We start from the raw sequence: 20,813 nt of genomic DNA on the forward strand, positions 1-20,813 counted from the left end.
TTCAATCTAAAAAAAACCTCTTGTAGCTTATATTAACAAATCAACTTTTCTACATTAGCAGTCTAACAAAAAAATTGCCATGATTGTTACTAAAGGAATTCCGTTTAAGAAGTTATTTGATTTGTCTTTCCACCATATCATTTGGCTATTTCTATATATGGGTAGCGTTGCCGTGCTATACCGTTTTAATATTATTTCGTACGAAGTTCCTTGGTTACCAGTCTCTGTAATTGGTACCGCTGTTGCCTTTTACGTTGGTTTTAAAAACAATCAATCCTATGACAGAATGTGGGAAGCCCGAAAAATATGGGGAGGAATAGTAAATGATAGCCGTACATGGGGTATGTTGGTAGATGGATATATAACTAACATGAACGCCTTAGAAAAACATAATGAAGAGGACTTACACGCCATAAAAAAAAGACTTATTTACAGGCAGATAGGATGGCTTTACACCCATAGAGAACAATTATTGGTATCTACCTCTTGGGAACATGTTTCACAAGGTGGCTTGACCACCAAGCACGCCCAAAGACTTGAAGATAACTTTGGAGTGGGTATCATAAGTGACCATCTAGAATACCGTCAATTAAAAAACTTTCTTTCTAAAGAAGAATTTGAACGTTTGGTTACCAAAGCCAATACCGCTACGCAAATTATAAATGAACAATCCAGAGATTTACGAGAATTACGCAAAAAAGGGTTAATTGACGATTTTAGACATATTAAGATGCAAGATGTTTTACGTACTTTTTATGAATTACAAGGTAAGAACGAGCGAATCAAAAAATTTCCCTTCCCCCGCCAATACGCAAACATGAGCTATTATTTTGTTGGGATATTCATTTTTCTATTGCCATTTAGTATGATGCCCGAAGTGCTAGATTCCGGAACCGCCAACCTATGGCTTGCCGTACCAATCTGCGTATTGTTAGGATGGATATATGTTATGATGGAATTAATTGGGGATTATTCTGAAAATCCATTTCAGAGAATGGCGAATGATATTCCTATGCTTTCGCTTTGCAGAACAATTGAAATAGACCTTAGGGAAATGTTGGGAGAAACAGAACTACCACCTCCGGTAAAAGCAGAAAAAGGGGTGCTTATGTAGTTTTATATTGTAGTTATGGCATTATAAACTAAAAGTTGCTTATGCCCACCCTACCTAGAGTCACAACGAACCTTAACGGAAGTAAGCCAAGAAACATTTACATAATAACACATAAAAAAAGCCCTAATTAAAGGGCTTTTTCAATTCTTATCATTTAGAGAAGGGTTTAGTACAATACTCTAAACTTAATGGTATTCTCAACCTTTTTAAGGGCTTTGATTACGTCTTTATTATATTCCTTATCCAAATCGGTTATAACGTAGCCAACCTCACTATCCGTAGAAAGGAATTGCCCTGAGATATTTAAACCATACGTAGCACATACTTCGTTGATTTTTGCCATAATGCCAGGAACGTTCTTATGAATATGCAAGAAACGGTGTGCGTTCTGTTGTTTTGGCAAACGGATGTTAGGGAAGTTTACCGCATCTACCGTATTCCCAGAATTGATATAGTCCATAATTTTATTAGGAACAAAATCAGCTATATCACGTTGTGCCTCTTCAGTACTACCACCTACATGAGGCGTTAGGATAACATTCTTTAAACCTTGAAGCGGTGTATAGAAATCACCATTGCTACGAGGCTCCTCAGGATATACATCAATTGCAGCACCTCCAATTTTTCCGGATTTTAGACCATTGGCCAAAGCTTCAATATCTACAACAAAACCTCTAGAAAGATTGATAAGCATTGCGCCGTTTCTCATTTGGCTAATTTCTCTTGCGCCAATGAAATTCTTGTTTGCCTTGTTATCATCTATGTGTAAGGTAACTACGTCCGAAACATTCAACAAGTCCTCTAACGTATTGCACTTTTTAGCATTACCTAAGGACAACTTATCCTCAACATCATAGTAATACACACGCATACCTAGAGCTTCCGCCAAAATAGAAAGTTGCTTACCTATATTACCATAACCAACAATACCAAGATTCTTACCACGAACCTCTCTTGAACCTTCGGCGGTTTTTTGCCATTGCCCACTATGAATTTCGCTACTTCTAGAGAATACACTACGCATAAGCATAATGATTTGCCCAATAGCCAATTCCACAACGGAACGGGTATTACTGTACGGAGCGTTAAAGACTACAACGCCGTTTTTCTTGGCATGCAGCAAATCTATTTGTGTAGTACCGATACAGAACGCACCAACAACCAAAAGTTTATCCGCCGCATCCAATACTTTTTGCGTCACTTGGGTCTTAGAACGAATACCCAATACATGAACACCTTTAATCTTCTCTATAAGTTCTTCTTCTCCAATACTGTGTTTTACCAGTTCTACTGAAAAACCATCATCTGACAGGTTTTTGAACGCATCAGGGTGAACATTTTCCAAAAGAAGAATTTTAATTCTGTTCTTGGGATAAGAGATATTACGAGGTAAATCGTTTACAAAAAGAAATTCATCCATATTAGGTGTGATATAATCTGCATTTTTTGCCGCTTTTTCGCGATGCACATTTTCCGTGTACGCAAAGAATTTATCGGCAATACCGGCTTCGCGCATTACATAATCGCTATACCCATCTCCAATAACTTGAACTTCTCCTTCTAAGTTCATGTTTTTAAGACATTCTATTTTCCCGTTATGCTGAGAAAGCACATTTTTAGCATCAAAACCAATAATATTTCCTTCTTTATCAAATTCAAAGGTATTTGCATATACCCTATCCGATGGAATATTATACTCCTTAACAATAGGATCTATAAACTCTTTAAACCCGCAAGAGATTACATAAATATCATCCGAAAATTTTTCAAAAAACTCTTTATTGGAAGCAATAGACTTTGAAATTTTATGGCGCAACTCCTCAACTAACGGCCCTAAATCATCTTTATGGGCGTTTAATAATTTTATTCGTCTTTCAAGTGATTCGGTAAAGGATATATCTCCGTCAATACCCAGATTTGTAATCTCTTGAATTTGACTAATGATTTCGTCTCGGTTAGACTTGCCTTCCAAGGTCATTTCGGCCAGTACATCCAAAGCTTCTACCCTTGTTAAGGTGCTATCAAAATCGAATACGTATTTTCTACCTGTTTCTACCATGTCTTTGCTAAAAAATTAAGCAACAAAAATAAAGATTATTTCTGTCCAAATTGGACTAATGTTGCTAAAAGTTATCCTTATAACTAAACTAGTTCTTTTTGATAGGGATTTTCATTTTAATAAGAATGATAAAACGTACTGTGCTAATCCAGAAAAGAGAGTATCGCCTTTGAAAAAGCAGGAGTTTTATATGTTCCGTTATGGTCTCCGTCCACAATTACAAATTCGCTTTTGGGAATAGCTTGATGTAGTTCCTCCGGACTGCCATTGTCCAAATCTTCATTACCCGCTATGACCAAAACTTTGGCCTGCACATAACTTAAATGACTTTTTCTTGTGTACGGCTGAAAACGCTGTTGCAAATACAGACTCCTAAAATCCGCATTTACGGATTTAGCATAATCTACCGCTTCTTGGGTCTCTTCCGTTACCCTGCCGTTAAATGCCTGCATAAACTTTATTTTTCGGGGCCACCGGTAATGGGTGAAATCTATTCCCATACCGCCCAATACCGCTTTTTTTACCCGTTTATCCTTCAACAAAAGTTTGGCAAGCACAATACTCCCTCTAGAATACCCAACGGCCATATATTTTTTAAGCCTAAGGTGCTGCATTAAAAACATAATATCCATGATTTCTGAATCTAAGCTATATGCATCTTCCGTTTGCGGTTTGTCCGATTCTCCGTTACCCCTTAAATCAAGCGCAACCACCCTAAAATCTTCGGCTAATAGGTCAGCCTTTAAACTTGTATCTCCCCACGATTCCTTGGTGTTTATGAACCCGTGAACCAACAACACAACATCTCCTTTACCTTCATCCGTATAGGCTATTTTTGTATCATCAAACGAATTGAAAAATTGGGTCTGAGCCGATAATTTGGTAACGAACATGAACGGCATCACCAAAAGAAAAATACGAAGTGTACGCTTATACATTAACATAGATAATCCCTGTAATTACAGCAAGTCCAAAACTTAACAATGTTCCTATTAAAATATATTCCGTAAGTTTCCTGTTGTTGCTTTCCTTTAAATCGTTAAAGCGAAAAACAGATTTTGCCCCTATCAAAAGCCCTATAGCCTCCCATCTGCCCATAATAATGAACATAAGAACAAATAACCTTTCTATTATTCCAATATACTTTCCGGCATTGGGCAAAGATTTATGGTCTAGTTCAATTTTATCGGACATGGCTTCCAACAACTTCCCCATAATAATCGCAGCAGGAGAACTAACAAATACAAGAGCGGTTACCAACGGCCAATCCAAACCTTGAAAAAGAGCTACCGTATGCTCCGTTAAGTTTCCATAGTATACACAACAGTACAGTACGGCCACATGCAGCACCTGATCTATGAAAAAAGGAATGCTCTTGAGACGGAATTTTGGAGTTAAGTATAGTTTTAGCAAATCGATAACATAATGCGAAACCATAATAACCAATGCTACTTTCCAAAAATTAAAATCCCAGACCAAAAGCATGGTCAAGGCAAAGTGAAGCAAGACGTGCGCGTACAAGTATTTAGACTTCTCCTTATTAGCTTCCTTATGAACTACCCAACGGTTGGGTTGTAGCAAAAAATCACCTATTAAATGTGCCAATAAAAGTTTTGTAAACAGAACCATCTAACCTAAATCTTTTAAAGTTTTTGAATAGTACCCGAGTAACTCCAGAACCAAATCTAAACGTGCTCTTTTTTGACGTTGACTTACCGCAGATTGTTTAATATTTAGCCTTTCGGCGATTTCCCGTTGTGAAGCATTGGGATTGTCTAGCGCCAATACAATTATTTCTGCCGATACGGTGCTCCAATCATCCATAAAGTGCAGGGCCAACTTAAGCATAAGATTTAAGGTGTCATCAAAAAAGCCATTGCCCGTAGCTATGGTTAAATTAAGCTTATCCTCTTTTAGTGATTCAAAAGTTCTACCGGATCTATGATAAGCCGGACCGTTAGACTCACTAACCCCCACCCCCTTAAACGTTTCATTACCCAAACCAATACCCATACGGACATCTAGCCCTTTTACGGTCTTCATTAAAGCCTTGATATATATTGCCGCTTGCAAAGCATCTTCCTTTGCTATTTTTAGCTGAAACTCATCTCCTCTGTAAACCTCCCAATCTACTGGAGATTTACCAAGTTTGGATAAGTAATCCTTAAGAATGCCCAACCACTCCGATGAGTTGTAACCCTCGGAATTAATAATATCTCCTGTTATTATTGCCACCATAATAATATAAGCTAAAACGCTAATATACTAAAATATAAGCTAAAACACTAATATTTTTCTTTATAAGTCAAAATGCTTATAATCAAAACCATCTTCGCACATTTAGACAGTACTGCTTGTACTCCTTTCCAAAAAGCTCCAAAAGAGCCATTTCTTCAGGAATAATCTGAAACCTGTTCATATACGCCACAAAACCGGCAGCCAATAACGTATTAAAGGCATTCCCTAACCAAATACCCAAAGCCAGTAACAATATGAGCAATGCCAAATACATAGGGTTTCTAGAATAGGCAAAAATTCCTCCGTCAACCAATTTACTCGCTTTAGAAGGTTTGGTCGGGTCTATAGTGGTTCGCTGGCGAAGAAACTGAAAAAGAGCAACACCAGCTACAAGCCCGGCAAACACCAATAAGCCATAAATCAAATAATATCTACCAAAAAAATCAAAATAACCAAAAGGCAAAAAAGTAGCAAGCAAATACATAAGACCTGCAAAAATCAAGAAAACAACTGCTGGAGGTATCTTCAATTCCATAGAAAGAAATATTTATAGCATATCAAAATTACTACTTTTGAGACCGCTAAATGCATCCAAGGAAAAACAATATTAAAATTGGTCTATATGAAACTTGTTTTCGCTACGCATAACAAAAATAAACTTGAAGAAGTTAAAAAAATCGTCCCTCCACATATAGAATTGGTTTCCTTAACGGACATTGGTTGCTTTGACGATATTCCGGAAACAGGGGCTACTTTGGAAGAAAACGCCCATATAAAAGCAGACTACGTTACCAAAAACTACGGCCTTGCATGCTTTGCAGATGACACAGGACTCTTGGTAGATTCATTAAATGGTGCTCCAGGCGTTTATTCCGCCAGATACGCCGGCACAGATAAAAATTCTGATGACAACATGAATAAGCTTTTAGAGAATCTAAAAAGCAAAAATAATCGCGCTGCACACTTTAAGACCGTTATAGCCCTGAATATCAATAATGAAAAATATGAGTTTAGCGGTATCGTAGGAGGGGAAATAACAGAAGCAAAAAAAGGCGATAAAGGCTTTGGGTACGACCCTATTTTCCTTCCCAATGGTTATAATGAGACCTTTGCAGAACTTCCTTTGGAAACCAAAAACGCCATTAGCCACAGGGGCCGAGCCATGAGAAAATTAATAGATTTCCTCCAATAACGGCTATCTCAATAATAAAACGTACCTTTGCGCCTTAATTTTAACGCCGCCGGTATGGCAGGTGTTGCTCTGAGTACTAAGGTTATACACGATAATCGCTCTATGCAACACACCTATTAGCGATTAAGTATACCTTTTTTATGACAAAATTTGAAGCCTTAGGGCTAGACAAGTCCATATTGGACGCTGTCAAAGATATGGGATTCGAAAGCCCATCTGAAGTACAAGAAAAAGCAATCCCTATTTTATTGGAAAGTGAAACCGACCTAGTTGCACTAGCGCAAACAGGAACCGGTAAAACTGCTGCTTTTGGTTTTCCATTAATTCAGAAAATAGATAACAATAGCAGAACTACCCAAGGTTTGGTACTCTCTCCTACCCGTGAACTTTGTTTGCAGATTACAAATGAAATGCAAGCTTATTCTAAATATGTAAAAGGCCTCAATACCGTTGCCATTTACGGGGGAGCAAGTATTACGGAACAAGCAAGACAGATCAAACGTGGCGCACAGATAGTTGTAGCAACTCCTGGGCGAATGAAAGATATGATCAGCCGTGGCCTGGTAGATATAAGCAAAATAGACTACTGCGTTCTAGATGAAGCAGATGAAATGCTTAACATGGGCTTCTTTGAAGATATAAAGGACATCCTTTCAAATACTCCCAAGGACAAATCTACGTGGTTGTTTTCGGCTACTATGCCAAGAGAAGTAGCTACTATAGCTAAAAAGTTCATGCACAGCCCTATGGAAATTACCGTGGGAGCTAAAAATGCTGGAACTTCAAACGTACAGCACGAATATTATGTAGTTGGAGGTAGAGATAGATACCCTGCCCTTAAAAGACTTGCAGATGCCAACCCTGATATTTTCTCGGTAGTTTTCTGTAGAACAAAAAGAGACACACAACGTGTAGCTGAAAAGCTAATTGAAGACGGTTACAACGCAGGTGCTTTACATGGAGATTTAAGTCAAAACCAGAGAGATTTGGTTATGAACTCTTTCCGTAAAAAGCAAATACAAATGCTTGTTGCTACAGATGTAGCGGCACGTGGTATTGATGTTGATGACATTACGCATGTTATCAATTACCAGCTTCCAGATGAAATTGAAACCTACACCCACCGTAGCGGTCGTACTGGTAGAGCTGGGAAATCAGGTATTTCAATGGTTATCGTTACCAGAAGTGAGATGCGTAAGATTCACGCTATAGAGAAAAAGATACAGCAAGATTTCATCTCCAAGAAAATTCCGACCGGAATAGAAATCTGTGAGATTCAACTATATCACTTGGCCAACAAAATCAAAGAAACAGAAATTAATGCAGATGTAGAAAACTATCTTCCTGCCATTAACGATGTATTAGAAGGTCTGGACAGAGATGAGCTTATTAAAAAAATAGTATCCGTAGAGTTTACCCGTTTTTCGAATTATTACAATAAGACGAAAGACATGAACACTTCTGATGACCGTGGTCGCGACAGAGATAGAGGAGAAAGAAACGCACACGTACCTTCAAACGGTTCTGTACGTTACTTCATAAACGTTGGAGAAAAAGATGGTTACGATTGGATGTCCTTAAAAGATTTCTTGCGCGACACATTGGATTTAGGCAAAGAGGATGTTTACAAGGTTGATACTAAAGATTCTTTTTCATTCTTTAATACCGAAGCTGAACATACAGATAAAATTCTTTCGTTTTTCACGGACTTTAAACTTGAAGGTAGGTTTATAAACGTAGAAGTATCCAAAAACCCTGGCGGAAGTGGCGGCGGTGGTCGTGGCAGAAGCAGAAGCGGCGGTGGCAGAAAAAGAGATCGTGACAACGATCGTGGTGGCCGCTCAAGAAGCAGAAACTCTTCTAAAGGAAAGCCAAGTCATTCCGGAAAAAGAAGAAGCTCAAAAAGTAGAAGCGATTTCTTCTAGACCTCAAGAAACTTATTTTTAAAGTTAATTGTATATTAAAAAATACGCTTCGGCGTATTTTTTTGTTTTGTTTAGTACTTTTAAACCTGTATGCTTAAAGTAATGAAACCACTCTTAATAATTATTCTACTATTTATCTCAACCTTTTCATTTGCTCAAGAGGAAGAAGTTTTAGAAGAAAAAGAAATAAAAGCCATAGTTGTTAATGCCCAAACCGATGCGGTTATGGGTGATGTTCATGTTATAAACTTGAACAAGGTAAAAGGAACAATTACCAAAGAAGATGGGGAATTTACAATTTCGGCATCGGTAGACGATATCCTTTATTTTTCTTTTTTAGGTTTCAAATCACAAAAAATCAGGGTTACCAATGACATGTTTAAATTCAAGGACACTAAAATTGCCTTAACGGAACTGGCCTATGCATTGGAAGAGGTGATCGTTAAACCGTATCAACTCACCGGCTATCTTGAAATAGACGTTAAGAACGCTCCTATAAATAATGCGTACCAATATAGTATTTCAGGACTTTCAGTAGGTTATGAAGGCGGTAATAAAAACCCAAGCGCCGTTACCAAAGTGTTGGGCGCCATTTTAAATCCCGCAGATTTATTGCGTAATCTCTTTGGAAAACAGCCCAACCAGATGAAAAAGCTACGCAAAATAAAAGAAGATGATCAGATACGAGATCTTTTGGCTTCAAAGTTTGACCGTGAAGTCTTAACGGAACTACTTCAGATAGAGAAACTGGACATTCAAGATATTCTAAACAATTGTAATTACTCCAAGTCCTTTATAAGAACTGCCAACGACCTGCAAATTCTAGATGCTATAAGCAGTTGTTACGAAGATTTTAAAGTATTAAATCGTAAAAAATAAATTTTCTATTTTCCACAGCATTTTATAGCTTTAGGGAAAATAGACTACTTATGAAAAGACTGCTCTCTGCGGTTGTTATTTTCTCCCTTCTTATCGCCTGCAAAGAAAAGCGAAAGAATCTTATAGAAGAAGTATCAATTAAAACCGATACTGTTTCCAAAACTATCGAACCCAAAAAAAAACTGCCCTTTATATGGGATGCAGCCAATATTTACTTTCTACTAACGGATAGGTTCAATAATGGCAACCCTGAAAACGATGTAAATTTTGAAAGAACCCAACCCACTGGGCCTTTAAGAGGTTTTATGGGAGGAGATATTCAAGGTATCACCCAAAAAATAGAGGAGGGTTATTTCTCAGACTTAGGTATCAACGCCATTTGGTTTACGCCCGTCATAGAACAAATTCACGGTAATACAGATGAAGGTACGGGAAGTACCTATGGTTATCATGGTTATTGGGCAAAGGATTGGACCGCTTTAGATCCTAATTTTGGGACCCGAAAAGATTTGGAAATCATGGTTAAAACCGCCCATAAAAACGGAATTAGAGTTTTAATGGATGTGGTACTGAACCACACCGGACCTGTTACGGAGATAGATGAAGCATGGCCTGAAGAATGGATTAGGACTAAGCCTACTTGTGATTTCAGTTCCTACCAAACTACCGTAGAGTGTACCCTTGTAGATAACTTACCTGACGTTAAAACAGAATCCAATGAAGCCGTAGAACTGCCTGATGCCCTATTGGCCAAATGGAAAGAGGAAGGACGTTTAAGTCAGGAACTAGATGAACTTCAGCTTTTCTTTGAACGTACCGGTTACCCAAGAGCTCCAAGATACTATATCATAAAATGGCTTACGGATTATGTAAACAATCTTGGAATAGATGGTTTTAGAGTAGACACGGTAAAACATGTTAACGAAAATGCATGGTCCGAACTTTATAAAGAAGCTTCCCACGCCTTTGAAAATTGGAAAAAGATGCACCCTGAAAAGGTACTTGATGACCAGCCGTTCTACATGGTGGGCGAAGTGTACAATTATGGTATTTCCGGTGGTAGGGAATACGATTTTGGCGATAAAAAAGTAGATTATTTTGCCCATGGATTTAAAAGTCTCATCAATTTTGAACTAAAGGAAGATGCCAAAAAAGACTACGAATCTATTTTTCGCAAGTATAATAAAATACTGCACTCGCAGCTTTCCGGAAAAAGTGTGGTAAACTACCTAACCTCCCATGATGATGGTCACCCTTTTGATGCCGAGAGAACAAACCCATTTAAAGCCGCAAACATACTGTTGCTTACGCCTGGTGCATCACAAATCTATTACGGAGATGAAACGGCCCGAGATCTAACCATTAAAGCTACCGAAGATAACCCCGTACAAGGAGACGCCACACTACGCTCCTTTATGAATTGGGACGAACTTGATAGCTTACCAAGGACTCAAGAAATACTACAGCACTGGAAAAAACTGGGTACTTTTAGAAGAAACCATTTGGCAGTTGGCGCAGGAAGACATAAAAGACTGGGGAAAACGCCTTATGTTTTTAGCCGAAGCTACGTAGACGGTGACTACAAAGACAAAGTAGTTGTTGGGCTAGATTTACCAAAAGGGAAAAAATCGCTTTGGGTAAAAGGCTTCTTTGGTGATGGAACAACACTTTACGACACCTATTCAGAAACAGAAGTAGTGGTTGCAAACGGTAAAGTAATCTTAGAAAATGATTATGATATTGCTCTTTTGGAACTGAAAGAATAAAAGAGAATAAACACAATAAAAAGAGCCCTTTAAAACGAAGGGCTCTTTTTTATTTTACACCAAATTTACTTTTCCAAGTTTTCCTTTAAACTGGCCAAACCTGCTTCAAAATCCTTTCCTACAGCCTTATCCATGCTCATAAAGAGCATCATAATATTCATAGGAAACTTATGCTTTCCTGAAAAGCCCCAAGTTACCTTAGTATTTCCGTTACTCGCATCGTCTACCTGAAGATAACAATCAGACGTCGATTTAAAAGGTTTCAAAAACCGAAGTTCAGATTCTATGCGTTCTCCATCTATAATATTCTTAATTTCCTGTTCTCCTTCCCCTACTTCTTTGTTGCCGTTCCAATAACTGGTACAACCTACTTCTCCATCAGTACCGGTAAAGCGCTTCTCCATATTCGGGTCTTTTTTTGCCCATGGAGACCACTCATCCATCTTTTTTAAAGATTTTAAATATTGAAAAACTTCTGGTTTGGACTTGGCCACCTCCACCGTCCTAAAAACATTATAGGTTTTTGGTGCAATTAGTGATAATACAAAAATTAACACGACAACACTTACTACAACATAAAGTAATGTGTACATAATAGATTGATTTGTTGGTTATTACAGAAATATACTAAAAACTCCCGTGATTTTAAACAAATCAAAAATCTGAATTCTCCTTTTTAAATATAGCTAGTAACTTATGCGCCGTCTTTTTTAATTTCGGCTTCGTATCGCTTCAAGACGTCATCAATACTCCGTACAGATTTTTTGGTCCAATCCAGCTGTTTTTTGGCCTTTTCCTCTTCGGTCAAACCCCATTGCAAATCCGTAGCACGCATTTTCACCGTTAAGTGCTGTAAAATAATCGCTGCCGAAACGGATATGTTCAAGCTTTCCGTAAAGCCCATCATAGGAATTTTTAAAAACCCGTCACTCATATCAATTGCCTCTTGACTAAGTCCTTTCCGCTCCGTCCCGAACAACAGGGCCGTTTTTCCTTCAATCTTAAAATCCTCAAGCAAATTAGAATCGTTATGCGGTGTTGTAGCAATGATTTTATAACCCTCGTTCTTAAGCTTTTCTATACAGTCCCTAGTGTTTTTATGACGGTGCACATCTACCCATTTCTGTGCTCCCATAGCTATTTCACTGTCCAATTTTTTACCAAACCTAGACTCTATAACATGCGCTTCTTGAATACCGAACACTTCACAACTACGGATTACGGCACTGGTATTGTGCATCTGGTATACATCTTCAATGGCTACGGTAAGTAATTTTGTACGATCTTTTAGTACATCTAGAAACCTTTGCTTTCTTTCTTCGGTTATAAAATTCTCAAGATATTTAAGAAGTTGTTCATCTGCCATATATCGAATATAATAAAAACTCTATTTTTATAACGATGAAGAAAAAAATTACCATTTTAACAGGAGCCGGAATCAGTGCGGAAAGCGGCATAAATACGTTTAGGGATGCCGGTGGATTATGGGAAGGACATGATGTTATGGAAGTGGCATCTCCCCAGGGCTTTGCTAAAAATCCAGAACTAGTGCTTAATTTCTATAATCAAAGACGAGGACAATTACCCGAAGTATTCCCCAACGAAGCACACAAGGCACTTTTTAAGTTGGAAAAATCGTATGATGTTACCATTGTTACCCAGAACGTAGACGACCTTCATGAAAGGGCGGGCAGCACCAATCTTATTCATATTCACGGAGAACTTCTAAAGGCAAGAAGCACAGGAAACGAAAACACGGTACTTCCTTGGAAGGCAGATTTAAATTTAGGCGACCTATGTGAAAAAGGCTATCAGTTACGACCGCATATCGTTTGGTTCGGGGAAGCGGTACCTTTACTCGAAGAGGCCGCTTTGGCGACTCAAAACGCGGATATTGTCATAATTATAGGTACCTCTATGCAAGTCTATCCTGCAGCAAGCTTAATTGATTACGCCCAGGAAAACGTGCCCATATATTTTATAGACCCCAACCCTAACGTTTCCAAAAACCTTTATAACAACCTGACCGTTATTGCAAAAACAGCCGTAGAAGGTGTCCCTAATTTAGTTGACGAACTCCTGAAACAGGCTTAGAATAAAGCTATAATGACACAAGAGGAACTATACAAAGCACTGGACTATGTGAATCACTCCCGTGAAAAACGGGCAGAAATGGCCGATTTTATTAGTAAAAACCCACAATTGGTGGAAGCTCTTTTGCAAATTGCTTTTACCGTTGATGACCCTATTTCCAATAGAGCATGCTGGGTACTGGAGTTTACGGCAAAAGAAAACTTACCATTTATTTACCCACATCTAGATGTTTTCACCGCTAACCTAAGCAGAGTGCGTTTTGATTCTGCCATTAGACCAGTTGCCAAGATTTGCGAATTCCTGACCATGGCTTATTTCTCAAAGGAAAAGAATGAACTGCAGCAAGTATTGACGGAAGACCAACTAGAACAAATAACCACTGCCTGTTTTGATTGGCTGATAGGAGATTATAAAGTAGCCGCCAAAGCGTATTCAATAACTTCCCTTTATTTATTAGGGCACAAATTCCCATGGATACACCCTGAACTAAAAATGGTCCTAGAGCAAAGTTATGCAGATGGAAGTGCCGCATACAAAGCCAGAGCCAGACATGCTTTGGCCAAACTCAAGAAGCATTAGCCCTAAAAACCGAGTTATTAACTTTTTAGGTACAACTTTTTACCACAAGAACCTTAAAAACCTTTTAAAACTACCCATCTTAAGGTATCTTTGCTTTTTTTCAAAAATCAACCTTATACAACGTTATGTCGCTAAACGCTTTGAACGCTATTTCGCCTATAGATGGGCGCTACAGAAGTAAAACTGAACCATTGGCACCGTTTTTCTCGGAAGAAGCCCTTATAAAATACAGAGTACGTGTTGAAATTGAATATTTCATAGCTCTTTGCGAAATTCCGCTACCTCAGCTTGCCGATTTTGACCATTCCAAATTTGGGGCACTTAGAGAAATCTACCAGAATTTTGATACCGTAGATGCACAGGAAATAAAAGATATTGAGAAAACGACCAATCACGATGTAAAAGCAGTAGAATATTTCATTAAAGCTGCTTTTGACAAATTGGGACTTTCCGCTCATAAGGAGTTCATTCATTTTGGACTTACTTCCCAAGATATTAACAATACGGCAATTCCCCTTTCCATAAAAGAGGCCACCAACGAAGTATATGTACCCGAGTACACCAAGCTATTGAACAAAATTCAAGAATTGGCAACAGAATGGGCAGAAATACCCATGCTGGCAAGAACACATGGCCAACCCGCATCTCCTACGCGCTTGGGCAAAGAAATTGAAGTTTTCGTGGTTCGTTTAAAAGAACAGTTCAACCTTTTGAACGATATACCCAGTGCGGCTAAATTTGGTGGGGCTACGGGTAATTACAACGCTCACAAAGTGGCCTACCCATCTATTGACTGGAAAGCTTTTGGAACTAAATTCGTTCAGGAGAAATTAGGTCTTCACCATTCTTTTCCTACTACACAAATAGAGCATTATGACCACATGGCCGCCTTGTTCGATACTTTAAAACGAATAAATACCATTATTCTAGATTTGGACCGTGATTTTTGGACTTACGTATCCATGGATTATTTCAAACAAAAAATTAAAAAAGGAGAAGTTGGCTCTTCTGCCATGCCACATAAGGTAAACCCAATAGATTTTGAAAATTCAGAAGGTAATATAGGTATCGCCAATGCGCTGTTTGAACACTTATCCGCCAAATTGCCTGTTTCAAGATTACAGCGCGACCTTACGGACAGTACCGTACTTAGAAATGCCGGTATGCCATTTGCCCATACAGTTATTGCTTTTCAATCTACTTTGAAAGGATTGAACAAGCTTTTATTGAACAAAGATAAGTTTGAACAAGACCTTGAAAATAACTGGGCGGTAGTTGCCGAAGCTATTCAAACCATTTTACGAAGAGAAGGTTACCCTAACCCATACGAAGCTTTAAAAGGGTTAACCCGTACCAATGCTAAAATAGACCAGAATTCAATTGCAGATTTCATTGATACACTTAATGTTTCGGATGCAATCAAAAAAGAATTAAAAGTAATAACACCAAGTAATTATACCGGTATCTAAGGATTATAAAAATATCCCTAACGAAAAAAAGGCCGCAAATGCGGCCTTCTTCGGGGGATAATGGTTAGTGTTTATGTAAAAATTATCCTTTCTTTTGAATCTCCACTTGATGTGGATAAGGAATTTCAATTCCAGCTTTATCCAGGGCGATTTTACAGTTTTCTAAAGTTCCAAAGTATACATCCCAATAATCTTCTGGCTTACAGAAAGGACGTACGGCAAAGTTAACCGAGCTATCTGCCAATTCCGAAACATTTACAGATGGTGCTGGATCCTTTAAAACCTTTGGGTCTGCCAAAAGAACGTTAAGCAAAACTTCCTTGGCTGTTTTAATATCCTCTCCATACCCTACTCCAATAGTAGTATCTACTCTCATTTTACCTTCCGCAGTATAGTTTATGATATTTCCATTTGCCATGGCACCATTAGGGATAATGGCCAATTTGTTCTGGGGTGTTACTAGTTTTGTGGTAAAAATTTCAATTTCTTTTACAGAACCTAAAACTCCTTGTGCTTCTACCAAATCCCCAATTTTATAAGGCTTAAATATGATAAGCAATACGCCACCCGCAAAATTGGACAAAGAACCTTGTAACGCAAGACCAATAGCAAGACCTGCTGCTGCAATAATGGCGGCAAAACTAGTTGTTTCAACTCCCAATTTTGAAATGACCATTATGATCAAGAAAATTGTAAGAGCCCATTTTACCAAACTCAATAAGAACTTCTGTAAAGATTCATCATAACTCTTACGAGCCATTCCTTTACTAAGAACGTTCATTATTTTTTTGATAATCCATGAACCAATAATGTAAATTACTATTGCTCCTAATACTTTTGGACCGTATTCAACAACAAAGTCAATTCCTTTGCTCATCCATACTTCTGCTTGTTCCATAATCTTTTATAGTTTTCTGGTTAACGTTATACTAGGTAAGACACCCAATATTTTAAAAGGTCACTTAAAACTTTAATTTTATTCAAAAAAAAACAAACCAGAAGAACTGATTTGTTTTTTCAAAATATAATATGAGGTGTACTTTATTTCATAAAATCCACAAAATTAGACAGTTCACTTTCTTTTAGTTCCGATTTTTCAAGCGCTTGAACAAACTGAATCATTTTTGCCGGATTCATATTATTTCCTAAAACCCGGACCACTAAAAAGCCCTTATCATCATTATCTCCATAAATCACTACCTCATCTATGGCATCTTCATCTCCCAAATACTTAATGGTAGCCTTGCCAAAATCTGTATTCATTTTCATGAGTTCAGTAAAGTCTTCAGCGTTTAATATAGATTTTACAATAGCCTTCTCCTTCTGAAAATCTGCCTTGTTGGCCTCTGTTTTCTTAAAAGCAAGAACATTTAGTTTCTTTAACGAACCTAAGCTTTCTTTTTGTTCAGGAGACAATTCTGCTTCCTTGATATTTAACAGACCCGCAGGCAAGTCTAAGGTCAGGAAATTAGGGTTCTCTGAATTTGTTACATAATACTGCTGTAGGCTAGGTGTAGAATTACAAGCACCAAGTACACCCAGAAGCAGTACCGCCACAATCATATTTATTCTTTTCATATAATTCTTTTTAAAGGATTAAGTTTTAACAAAAGTTTATTTGGGACTCCAGTATTACCTTCCGCCTACTTCGTTTAATTCTTCAGGTAAATCCATCTTTCTAGTTAGCGCCCCAATCTTATTTAGATCTATATCTCCCGTTAAGGAAACCAACACACTTTCAAAACTTCTGTTGCCCATATCAAGTTCATCGTTATTAATATCCGACACAAATAATAAAAGTTCACTAACATGGTCTTCATCTCTACCCTGCTTAATATAGAATTTTACGGTGGCATCTTTATCCCTCACTTTCATGAGTTCTTCTAGATTAGAAGATTTTAGATACTTCTTTACCGTTTTGCCCATGTCTTCCGAAATTCTAACATCTTCGGTAATAAAAACTTTAATACCATCCAGACCTTGAGCAATATCCGCAAAATCTTGGGCGTCTTGGTCTTCCTTATCAAAAGCGGCAATATTACCTGCTAACCTTATCATACTTTTATTCACGGTTACTGACCCCACATTTTTCATATTATCATACTTATCGAATATGGACTGCGAAATTCCAAAGAATGGCAAAAGGGCCAATGCTAGTACTACACTTAATTTTTTCATGACTGTTCGTTTTAAGATTAATGATGATTTTAATTATTGATTGATGATGATTTCTGTATTATTTATTCTTACCTGCCTCATTAAGTTCTTCGGGCAAGTTCATTTTTTTTGTTAATGAACCTATTTTGTTCAAGTCTATGTCTCCGGTTAAGGATAACAATACGGTTTCAAATTTTCTTCCGTTTACATCTATGTCAGATTTCATTCCGGTTACGAACATCAAAAGTTCGCTCACATGGTCATCGTCTTTACCACTACGGATGTAAAATTTTACGTTGGCATCTTTATCCTTTACGCGCATAAGTTCTTCTAACTTGGCCGATTTAAGGTATTTATCTACCGATAGTTTCATATCGCCCGCAATAGCTTTGTCTTCTGTAATAAAGACCTTTAGGTTATTTAAACTCTTGGCAATATCCATAAAATCTTTGGCCTCAGGGTCATCTACCTCAACATCTATTTTACTTAATAAATTAAACATGCTACGGTTTACTACTACCGCACTTACCTTATCTAGGTCTTCATATTTATCAAAAAGGGACTGTGAAAAGCCTATGACCGGTAACATTGCTACCACTAGTACAATTAATATCTGTTTCATTTTTCGGGTTTTAATTTTACTTCTTGTTATAAATTTTTTGTTTTGCTACCACAAACTCGTTTAGGTAGCCCATTTTTTCCGTGCCTCTCTCCATATTCTGGCTAAGCATATCCAAGGCCTTTTTGGTTTCGTTATAAGCGTAAAGGGCCTGTTGCTGCTCTAGTTCTTTTTCATCATAATAGGTTTTGCCCAAATACACCCCAAACATAAGTACCACCGCTGCAGCAATTGACATCCATTTATACAAACTTCTGTTACCTCCTGTAGTCTTAGGTTCCAAAACAATTTCCTTAGAAAGTTGTTCCTTTTTAGCTCCGCTCGTAAAACTGAACAGCGGAATATACTGCTCCAAGTTTTCAGGCACCTCTCCTTTAGAAAAAAACGCTCGTAGCTCTTTTTCTTCTGCCACTGTTGTTTCTGCTTCAAAATATTTTTCCAGCAATTTTTCTATTCTATCCAATTCCATAGCTGTGTTTTTGAATTAATCTCTCCCTTACGGTCTTCCTTGCCCTGGACAAGGCCACTCTTACCGCCGTGGGTTTCATTTCTAACATTTTTGCAATCTCTTCATAGTCATATTCCTCAACATCTCGCAACTGCAATACCATTTTTTGTTGTTCCGGCAAATCTTCCATTATTTTTTCTACCCATGAAACACTGTCATTTGCTTCAACTTGTTTTTGTAATGAACTACCTTTTTCTACATAGTTGGTATGCACCAACTTCAGGTTTCCGGCCTGTTTGGATTTTAAGCGATCCAAACAAAAGTTTTTGGTCATGGTCATAGCAAAAGCTTCTACATTCTTATATTGGCCCATATTCTTGCTTTTGGACCAAAGTTTCAGCAGAATTTCCTGTGTGGCATCTTCAGCTTCTTCTCTTGACACCAATAACCGTTTTGCCAAACGAAATAGCTTATCCTGAAAAGGACCAACAATTTTTAAAAAATCTGCCTGTTGCATTCTATTGGTATAGTTATTTAAACATCTTTAAAAGACGTTACACAATGAAGACGAACCACTCTTAATTATGTTACAAATATTTTTTATATTTCATTTTTGTAAGTAAAGGCTACAACCTTTTACTAATCATCTACGTATACTAATTAAGAACTTTTAATTTAAACTCCCCCATTATATTATCACTCATTTTTTGGAACGGTAATTGATTCGGTAGTTATAGCCTCATAAAAAAACTATGAAAAAGTATTTCTTATCGCTCCTATCTGTTGGACTTCTATTCGCTAGTTGTAAAAATGACGACAATATTTTTCCTGACGAACCGGAAGAAGTAAAGACGGCATCTGATTTTCCTGCTCAAAATTTCATGTACCAGGTCATGAATTCTTTTTATTTCTGGCAAGCCGAAGTTCCAAATCTCTCGGATAACAAGTTTGAAGACTTGGCGGATCCCGATTATATTTCGTTTTTAGCTTCTGAGGATGACCCTAGTCGCTTTTTTTACAACGATTTATGTAAAGATCATGTTGACGCTGTTGGCGAGAGTGCCGCCCAAGACAGATTCAGTCGTGCTGTTGAAAATTATAAAGATCTAGTAAATTCGTTACAAGGCATTTCTAGTAGTAACGGTCTTGAATTTCAATTATATCTTGCAGAAAATGAGATTGATGTATACGGTGTTGTCACTTATATTTTACCAGATTCAGATGCATCTAGCAAGGATATTTCAAGAGGGGACATCTTTAATGGTGTAAACGGACAGGCCCTTACCCTTAGCAATTATATAGATTTACTTTTTAGTGATAATGCGAGTTATACGCTTAATATGGCAGATTTGTCTGAAGATGACCTTATAGGAAATGGTAAAGAGGTAGCGTTGACCAAGATTGAGAATTTTGCGGAAAACCCTATCCATTTGAGTAAAATCATAGAGCAGAACGGCACAAAAATAGGTTACATAATGTACAACGGTTTTTTAGCCGCATATGACGACCAATTAAATGATGTTTTTGGTACGCTAAAAGAACAAAATGTTCAAGAATTAATTTTAGATTTTAGATACAATGGTGGTGGCAGAGTAACTTCCGCAATACAAATCGCCAGTGCGGTATATGGTACAGAAACGGATAAGCTTTTCTTAAAAGCCCGTTACAATGATAAAATTATGGCCACTTTTGAAACTGGAGATGGAGAGGATTATTTTACGGATGTAACGTATGACTCAAAAACGCCTCTCAACACCCTTAATCTAAAACGGGTCTTTGTTATTGCTACAGACAGAACGGCATCCGCCAGTGAGCTTGTTATGAACGGTCTGGCTCCATATGTAGATGTTGTACATATTGGAGACGTAACCGTTGGTAAGAGCGAATTTTCAAATACAATGGTAGACGATCGTGAAAGTAATTATTTCTATTCAGAAGAACGTGAAGACTTTATCAACCCTGACAACCAGTGGGGGCTACAACCCTTATTTGGTAAAAATGAAAATGCAGACGGGTTTTCAGATTATGAAAGTGGATTAATTCCTGATTACCCATTAAGGGAGGATCTTGAGAATATGGGGGTACTTGGCCAAGAAGATGAGCCGTTATTAGCATTGGCCTTATCAGTAATTTCGGGTAATACGGCCAAACAAAATTTGAACGCTTCATTAGCTCCCAAACCCTTTTCAAATTCTAGGGTTTTCTCTTTGACAACGAACGCAATGGTTATGGATGGTTTACTTAAACCGTTAAAAAGAAAAAATTAAAAAATAA

22 protein-coding genes are annotated in these 20,813 nt (G+C 37.7%); 9 read left to right on the plus strand and 13 right to left on the minus strand.

All coding sequences use genetic code 11. The annotated features are described in order from the left end of the window. Nucleotides 1-79 precede the first annotated feature (79 nt). The gene (locus KO513_RS18095; RefSeq protein ID WP_215439003.1) at nt 80-1,114 is read left to right on the plus strand and encodes a bestrophin family protein; all 1,035 of its coding nucleotides are present in this window, start codon (nt 80-82) and stop codon (nt 1,112-1,114) included. A gap of 166 nt (nt 1,115-1,280) precedes the next feature. On the opposite strand, the gene serA is transcribed toward KO513_RS18095, so the two are convergent. From serA to KO513_RS18120, 5 genes are all read right to left on the minus strand, one after another. Continuing rightward, on the minus strand, nt 1,281-3,173 hold the full coding sequence (gene serA, locus KO513_RS18100) for a phosphoglycerate dehydrogenase (RefSeq protein WP_215439002.1): 1,893 nt from the start codon (nt 3,171-3,173) through the stop codon (nt 1,281-1,283). A gap of 143 nt (nt 3,174-3,316) precedes the next feature. Further along, entirely contained in the window at nt 3,317-4,117 is an 801-nt protein-coding gene (locus KO513_RS18105; RefSeq protein ID WP_252735949.1) for an alpha/beta fold hydrolase, read from the minus strand. Next, a complete protein-coding gene (locus tag KO513_RS18110) occupies nt 4,104-4,802 on the minus strand; it encodes a DUF3307 domain-containing protein (protein ID WP_215914614.1) in 699 nt (232 codons plus the stop codon). Before KO513_RS18110 ends, KO513_RS18105 begins: the two co-directional genes overlap by 14 nt. Then, entirely contained in the window at nt 4,803-5,411 is a 609-nt protein-coding gene (locus KO513_RS18115; protein WP_215439000.1) for a SatD family protein, read from the minus strand. It lies immediately after the preceding gene. Nucleotides 5,412-5,493: 82 nt separating this feature from the next. Next, nucleotides 5,494-5,946: a methyltransferase family protein gene (locus KO513_RS18120; RefSeq protein WP_215438999.1), complete on the minus strand. Its 453-nt coding sequence runs from the start codon at nt 5,944-5,946 to the stop codon at nt 5,494-5,496. 87 nt (nt 5,947-6,033) lie between these two features. On the opposite strand from KO513_RS18120, the gene KO513_RS18125 reads away from it, so the two are divergent. The 4 genes from KO513_RS18125 to KO513_RS18140 all read left to right on the plus strand — a co-directional run bounded on the left by KO513_RS18125 (nt 6,034) and on the right by KO513_RS18140 (nt 11,173). Beyond that, entirely contained in the window at nt 6,034-6,603 is a 570-nt protein-coding gene (locus KO513_RS18125; protein WP_215914615.1) for a non-canonical purine NTP diphosphatase, read from the plus strand. A gap of 140 nt (nt 6,604-6,743) precedes the next feature. Beyond that, nucleotides 6,744-8,528, plus strand: a complete 1,785-nt coding sequence (locus KO513_RS18130) for a DEAD/DEAH box helicase (protein ID WP_215438997.1) — start codon at nt 6,744-6,746, stop codon at nt 8,526-8,528. Nucleotides 8,529-8,630: 102 nt separating this feature from the next. Then, the gene (locus KO513_RS18135; RefSeq protein ID WP_215438996.1) at nt 8,631-9,407 is read left to right on the plus strand and encodes a carboxypeptidase-like regulatory domain-containing protein; all 777 of its coding nucleotides are present in this window, start codon (nt 8,631-8,633) and stop codon (nt 9,405-9,407) included. Between the two features lie 50 nt (nt 9,408-9,457). Next, entirely contained in the window at nt 9,458-11,173 is a 1,716-nt protein-coding gene (locus KO513_RS18140) for an alpha-amylase family glycosyl hydrolase (protein ID WP_215914616.1), read from the plus strand. Between the two features lie 65 nt (nt 11,174-11,238). Here KO513_RS18140 and KO513_RS18145 read toward each other — a convergent pair whose 3' ends face one another. After that, nucleotides 11,239-11,766 (minus strand): SRPBCC family protein, encoded by a 528-nt coding sequence (locus KO513_RS18145; protein ID WP_215438994.1) that lies wholly within the window; start codon nt 11,764-11,766, stop codon nt 11,239-11,241. Nucleotides 11,767-11,867: 101 nt separating this feature from the next. After that, the gene (locus KO513_RS18150) at nt 11,868-12,539 is read right to left on the minus strand and encodes a TrmH family RNA methyltransferase (RefSeq protein WP_215914617.1); all 672 of its coding nucleotides are present in this window, start codon (nt 12,537-12,539) and stop codon (nt 11,868-11,870) included. A 35-nt stretch (nt 12,540-12,574) separates the two neighbouring features. On the opposite strand from KO513_RS18150, the gene KO513_RS18155 reads away from it, so the two are divergent. The 3 genes from KO513_RS18155 (at nt 12,575) to purB (ending at nt 15,315) form a co-directional block, all read left to right on the plus strand. Next, nucleotides 12,575-13,267, plus strand: a complete 693-nt coding sequence (locus KO513_RS18155; RefSeq protein ID WP_215914618.1) for an SIR2 family NAD-dependent protein deacylase — start codon at nt 12,575-12,577, stop codon at nt 13,265-13,267. A 12-nt stretch (nt 13,268-13,279) separates the two neighbouring features. Further along, nucleotides 13,280-13,846, plus strand: coding sequence for an adenylosuccinate lyase (locus tag KO513_RS18160; RefSeq protein ID WP_215914619.1), 567 nt, complete (start codon nt 13,280-13,282; stop codon nt 13,844-13,846). A gap of 125 nt (nt 13,847-13,971) precedes the next feature. Beyond that, on the plus strand, nt 13,972-15,315 hold the full coding sequence (gene purB / locus KO513_RS18165; RefSeq protein ID WP_215914620.1) for an adenylosuccinate lyase: 1,344 nt from the start codon (nt 13,972-13,974) through the stop codon (nt 15,313-15,315). Between the two features lie 82 nt (nt 15,316-15,397). Here the strand turns inward: purB and KO513_RS18170 are convergent, their stop codons facing one another. From KO513_RS18170 to KO513_RS18195, 6 genes are all read right to left on the minus strand, one after another. Further along, the gene (locus tag KO513_RS18170; protein ID WP_215438989.1) at nt 15,398-16,213 is read right to left on the minus strand and encodes a mechanosensitive ion channel family protein; all 816 of its coding nucleotides are present in this window, start codon (nt 16,211-16,213) and stop codon (nt 15,398-15,400) included. A 143-nt stretch (nt 16,214-16,356) separates the two neighbouring features. After that, nucleotides 16,357-16,893, minus strand: coding sequence for a DUF4252 domain-containing protein (locus tag KO513_RS18175; RefSeq protein WP_215914621.1), 537 nt, complete (start codon nt 16,891-16,893; stop codon nt 16,357-16,359). Nucleotides 16,894-16,947: 54 nt separating this feature from the next. Further along, nucleotides 16,948-17,493, minus strand: coding sequence for a DUF4252 domain-containing protein (locus KO513_RS18180; RefSeq protein ID WP_215438987.1), 546 nt, complete (start codon nt 17,491-17,493; stop codon nt 16,948-16,950). Between the two features lie 58 nt (nt 17,494-17,551). Next, complete coding sequence (locus KO513_RS18185; protein ID WP_215914622.1) at nt 17,552-18,094, minus strand: DUF4252 domain-containing protein; 543 nt, start codon at nt 18,092-18,094, stop codon at nt 17,552-17,554. A 16-nt stretch (nt 18,095-18,110) separates the two neighbouring features. Next, entirely contained in the window at nt 18,111-18,560 is a 450-nt protein-coding gene (locus tag KO513_RS18190; RefSeq protein ID WP_215914623.1) for a hypothetical protein, read from the minus strand. Then, nucleotides 18,547-19,056: an RNA polymerase sigma factor gene (locus tag KO513_RS18195; protein WP_215914624.1), complete on the minus strand. Its 510-nt coding sequence runs from the start codon at nt 19,054-19,056 to the stop codon at nt 18,547-18,549. Before KO513_RS18195 ends, KO513_RS18190 begins: the two co-directional genes overlap by 14 nt. Before the next feature lie 235 nt (nt 19,057-19,291). Here KO513_RS18195 and KO513_RS18200 point away from each other — a divergent pair, with 235 nt between their 5' ends. Then, a complete protein-coding gene (locus tag KO513_RS18200; RefSeq protein ID WP_215914625.1) occupies nt 19,292-20,806 on the plus strand; it encodes a S41 family peptidase in 1,515 nt (504 codons plus the stop codon). Nucleotides 20,807-20,813: the final 7 nt, after the last annotated feature.

Origin of the sequence: Zobellia sp. B3R18, assembly GCF_018860715.1 — a bacterium.
GTDB classification, from domain to species: domain Bacteria; phylum Bacteroidota; class Bacteroidia; order Flavobacteriales; family Flavobacteriaceae; genus Zobellia; species Zobellia russellii.

Bases quoted from the DNA above. Each gene is read 5' to 3' on its own strand.
- KO513_RS18140 (WP_215914616.1), top strand. From the start codon at position 9,458: ATGAAAAGACTGCTCTCTGCGGTTGTTATTTTCTCCCTTCTTATCGCC.
- KO513_RS18105 (WP_252735949.1), bottom strand. From the start codon at position 4,117: ATGTTAATGTATAAGCGTACACTTCGTATTTTTCTTTTGGTGATGCCG.
- purB (WP_215914620.1), top strand. From the start codon at position 13,972: ATGTCGCTAAACGCTTTGAACGCTATTTCGCCTATAGATGGGCGCTAC.
- KO513_RS18185 (WP_215914622.1), bottom strand. From the start codon at position 18,094: ATGAAACAGATATTAATTGTACTAGTGGTAGCAATGTTACCGGTCATA.
- KO513_RS18175 (WP_215914621.1), bottom strand. From the start codon at position 16,893: ATGAAAAGAATAAATATGATTGTGGCGGTACTGCTTCTGGGTGTACTT.
- serA (WP_215439002.1), bottom strand. From the start codon at position 3,173: ATGGTAGAAACAGGTAGAAAATACGTATTCGATTTTGATAGCACCTTA.
- KO513_RS18150 (WP_215914617.1), bottom strand. From the start codon at position 12,539: ATGGCAGATGAACAACTTCTTAAATATCTTGAGAATTTTATAACCGAA.
- KO513_RS18170 (WP_215438989.1), bottom strand. From the start codon at position 16,213: ATGGAACAAGCAGAAGTATGGATGAGCAAAGGAATTGACTTTGTTGTT.
- KO513_RS18120 (WP_215438999.1), bottom strand. From the start codon at position 5,946: ATGGAATTGAAGATACCTCCAGCAGTTGTTTTCTTGATTTTTGCAGGT.
- KO513_RS18110 (WP_215914614.1), bottom strand. From the start codon at position 4,802: ATGGTTCTGTTTACAAAACTTTTATTGGCACATTTAATAGGTGATTTT.
- KO513_RS18135 (WP_215438996.1), top strand. From the start codon at position 8,631: ATGAAACCACTCTTAATAATTATTCTACTATTTATCTCAACCTTTTCA.
- KO513_RS18125 (WP_215914615.1), top strand. From the start codon at position 6,034: ATGAAACTTGTTTTCGCTACGCATAACAAAAATAAACTTGAAGAAGTT.
- KO513_RS18130 (WP_215438997.1), top strand. From the start codon at position 6,744: ATGACAAAATTTGAAGCCTTAGGGCTAGACAAGTCCATATTGGACGCT.
- KO513_RS18115 (WP_215439000.1), bottom strand. From the start codon at position 5,411: ATGGTGGCAATAATAACAGGAGATATTATTAATTCCGAGGGTTACAAC.
- KO513_RS18200 (WP_215914625.1), top strand. From the start codon at position 19,292: ATGAAAAAGTATTTCTTATCGCTCCTATCTGTTGGACTTCTATTCGCT.
- KO513_RS18160 (WP_215914619.1), top strand. From the start codon at position 13,280: ATGACACAAGAGGAACTATACAAAGCACTGGACTATGTGAATCACTCC.
- KO513_RS18145 (WP_215438994.1), bottom strand. From the start codon at position 11,766: ATGTACACATTACTTTATGTTGTAGTAAGTGTTGTCGTGTTAATTTTT.
- KO513_RS18155 (WP_215914618.1), top strand. From the start codon at position 12,575: ATGAAGAAAAAAATTACCATTTTAACAGGAGCCGGAATCAGTGCGGAA.
- KO513_RS18190 (WP_215914623.1), bottom strand. From the start codon at position 18,560: ATGGAATTGGATAGAATAGAAAAATTGCTGGAAAAATATTTTGAAGCA.
- KO513_RS18195 (WP_215914624.1), bottom strand. From the start codon at position 19,056: ATGCAACAGGCAGATTTTTTAAAAATTGTTGGTCCTTTTCAGGATAAG.
- KO513_RS18180 (WP_215438987.1), bottom strand. From the start codon at position 17,493: ATGAAAAAATTAAGTGTAGTACTAGCATTGGCCCTTTTGCCATTCTTT.
- KO513_RS18095 (WP_215439003.1), top strand. From the start codon at position 80: ATGATTGTTACTAAAGGAATTCCGTTTAAGAAGTTATTTGATTTGTCT.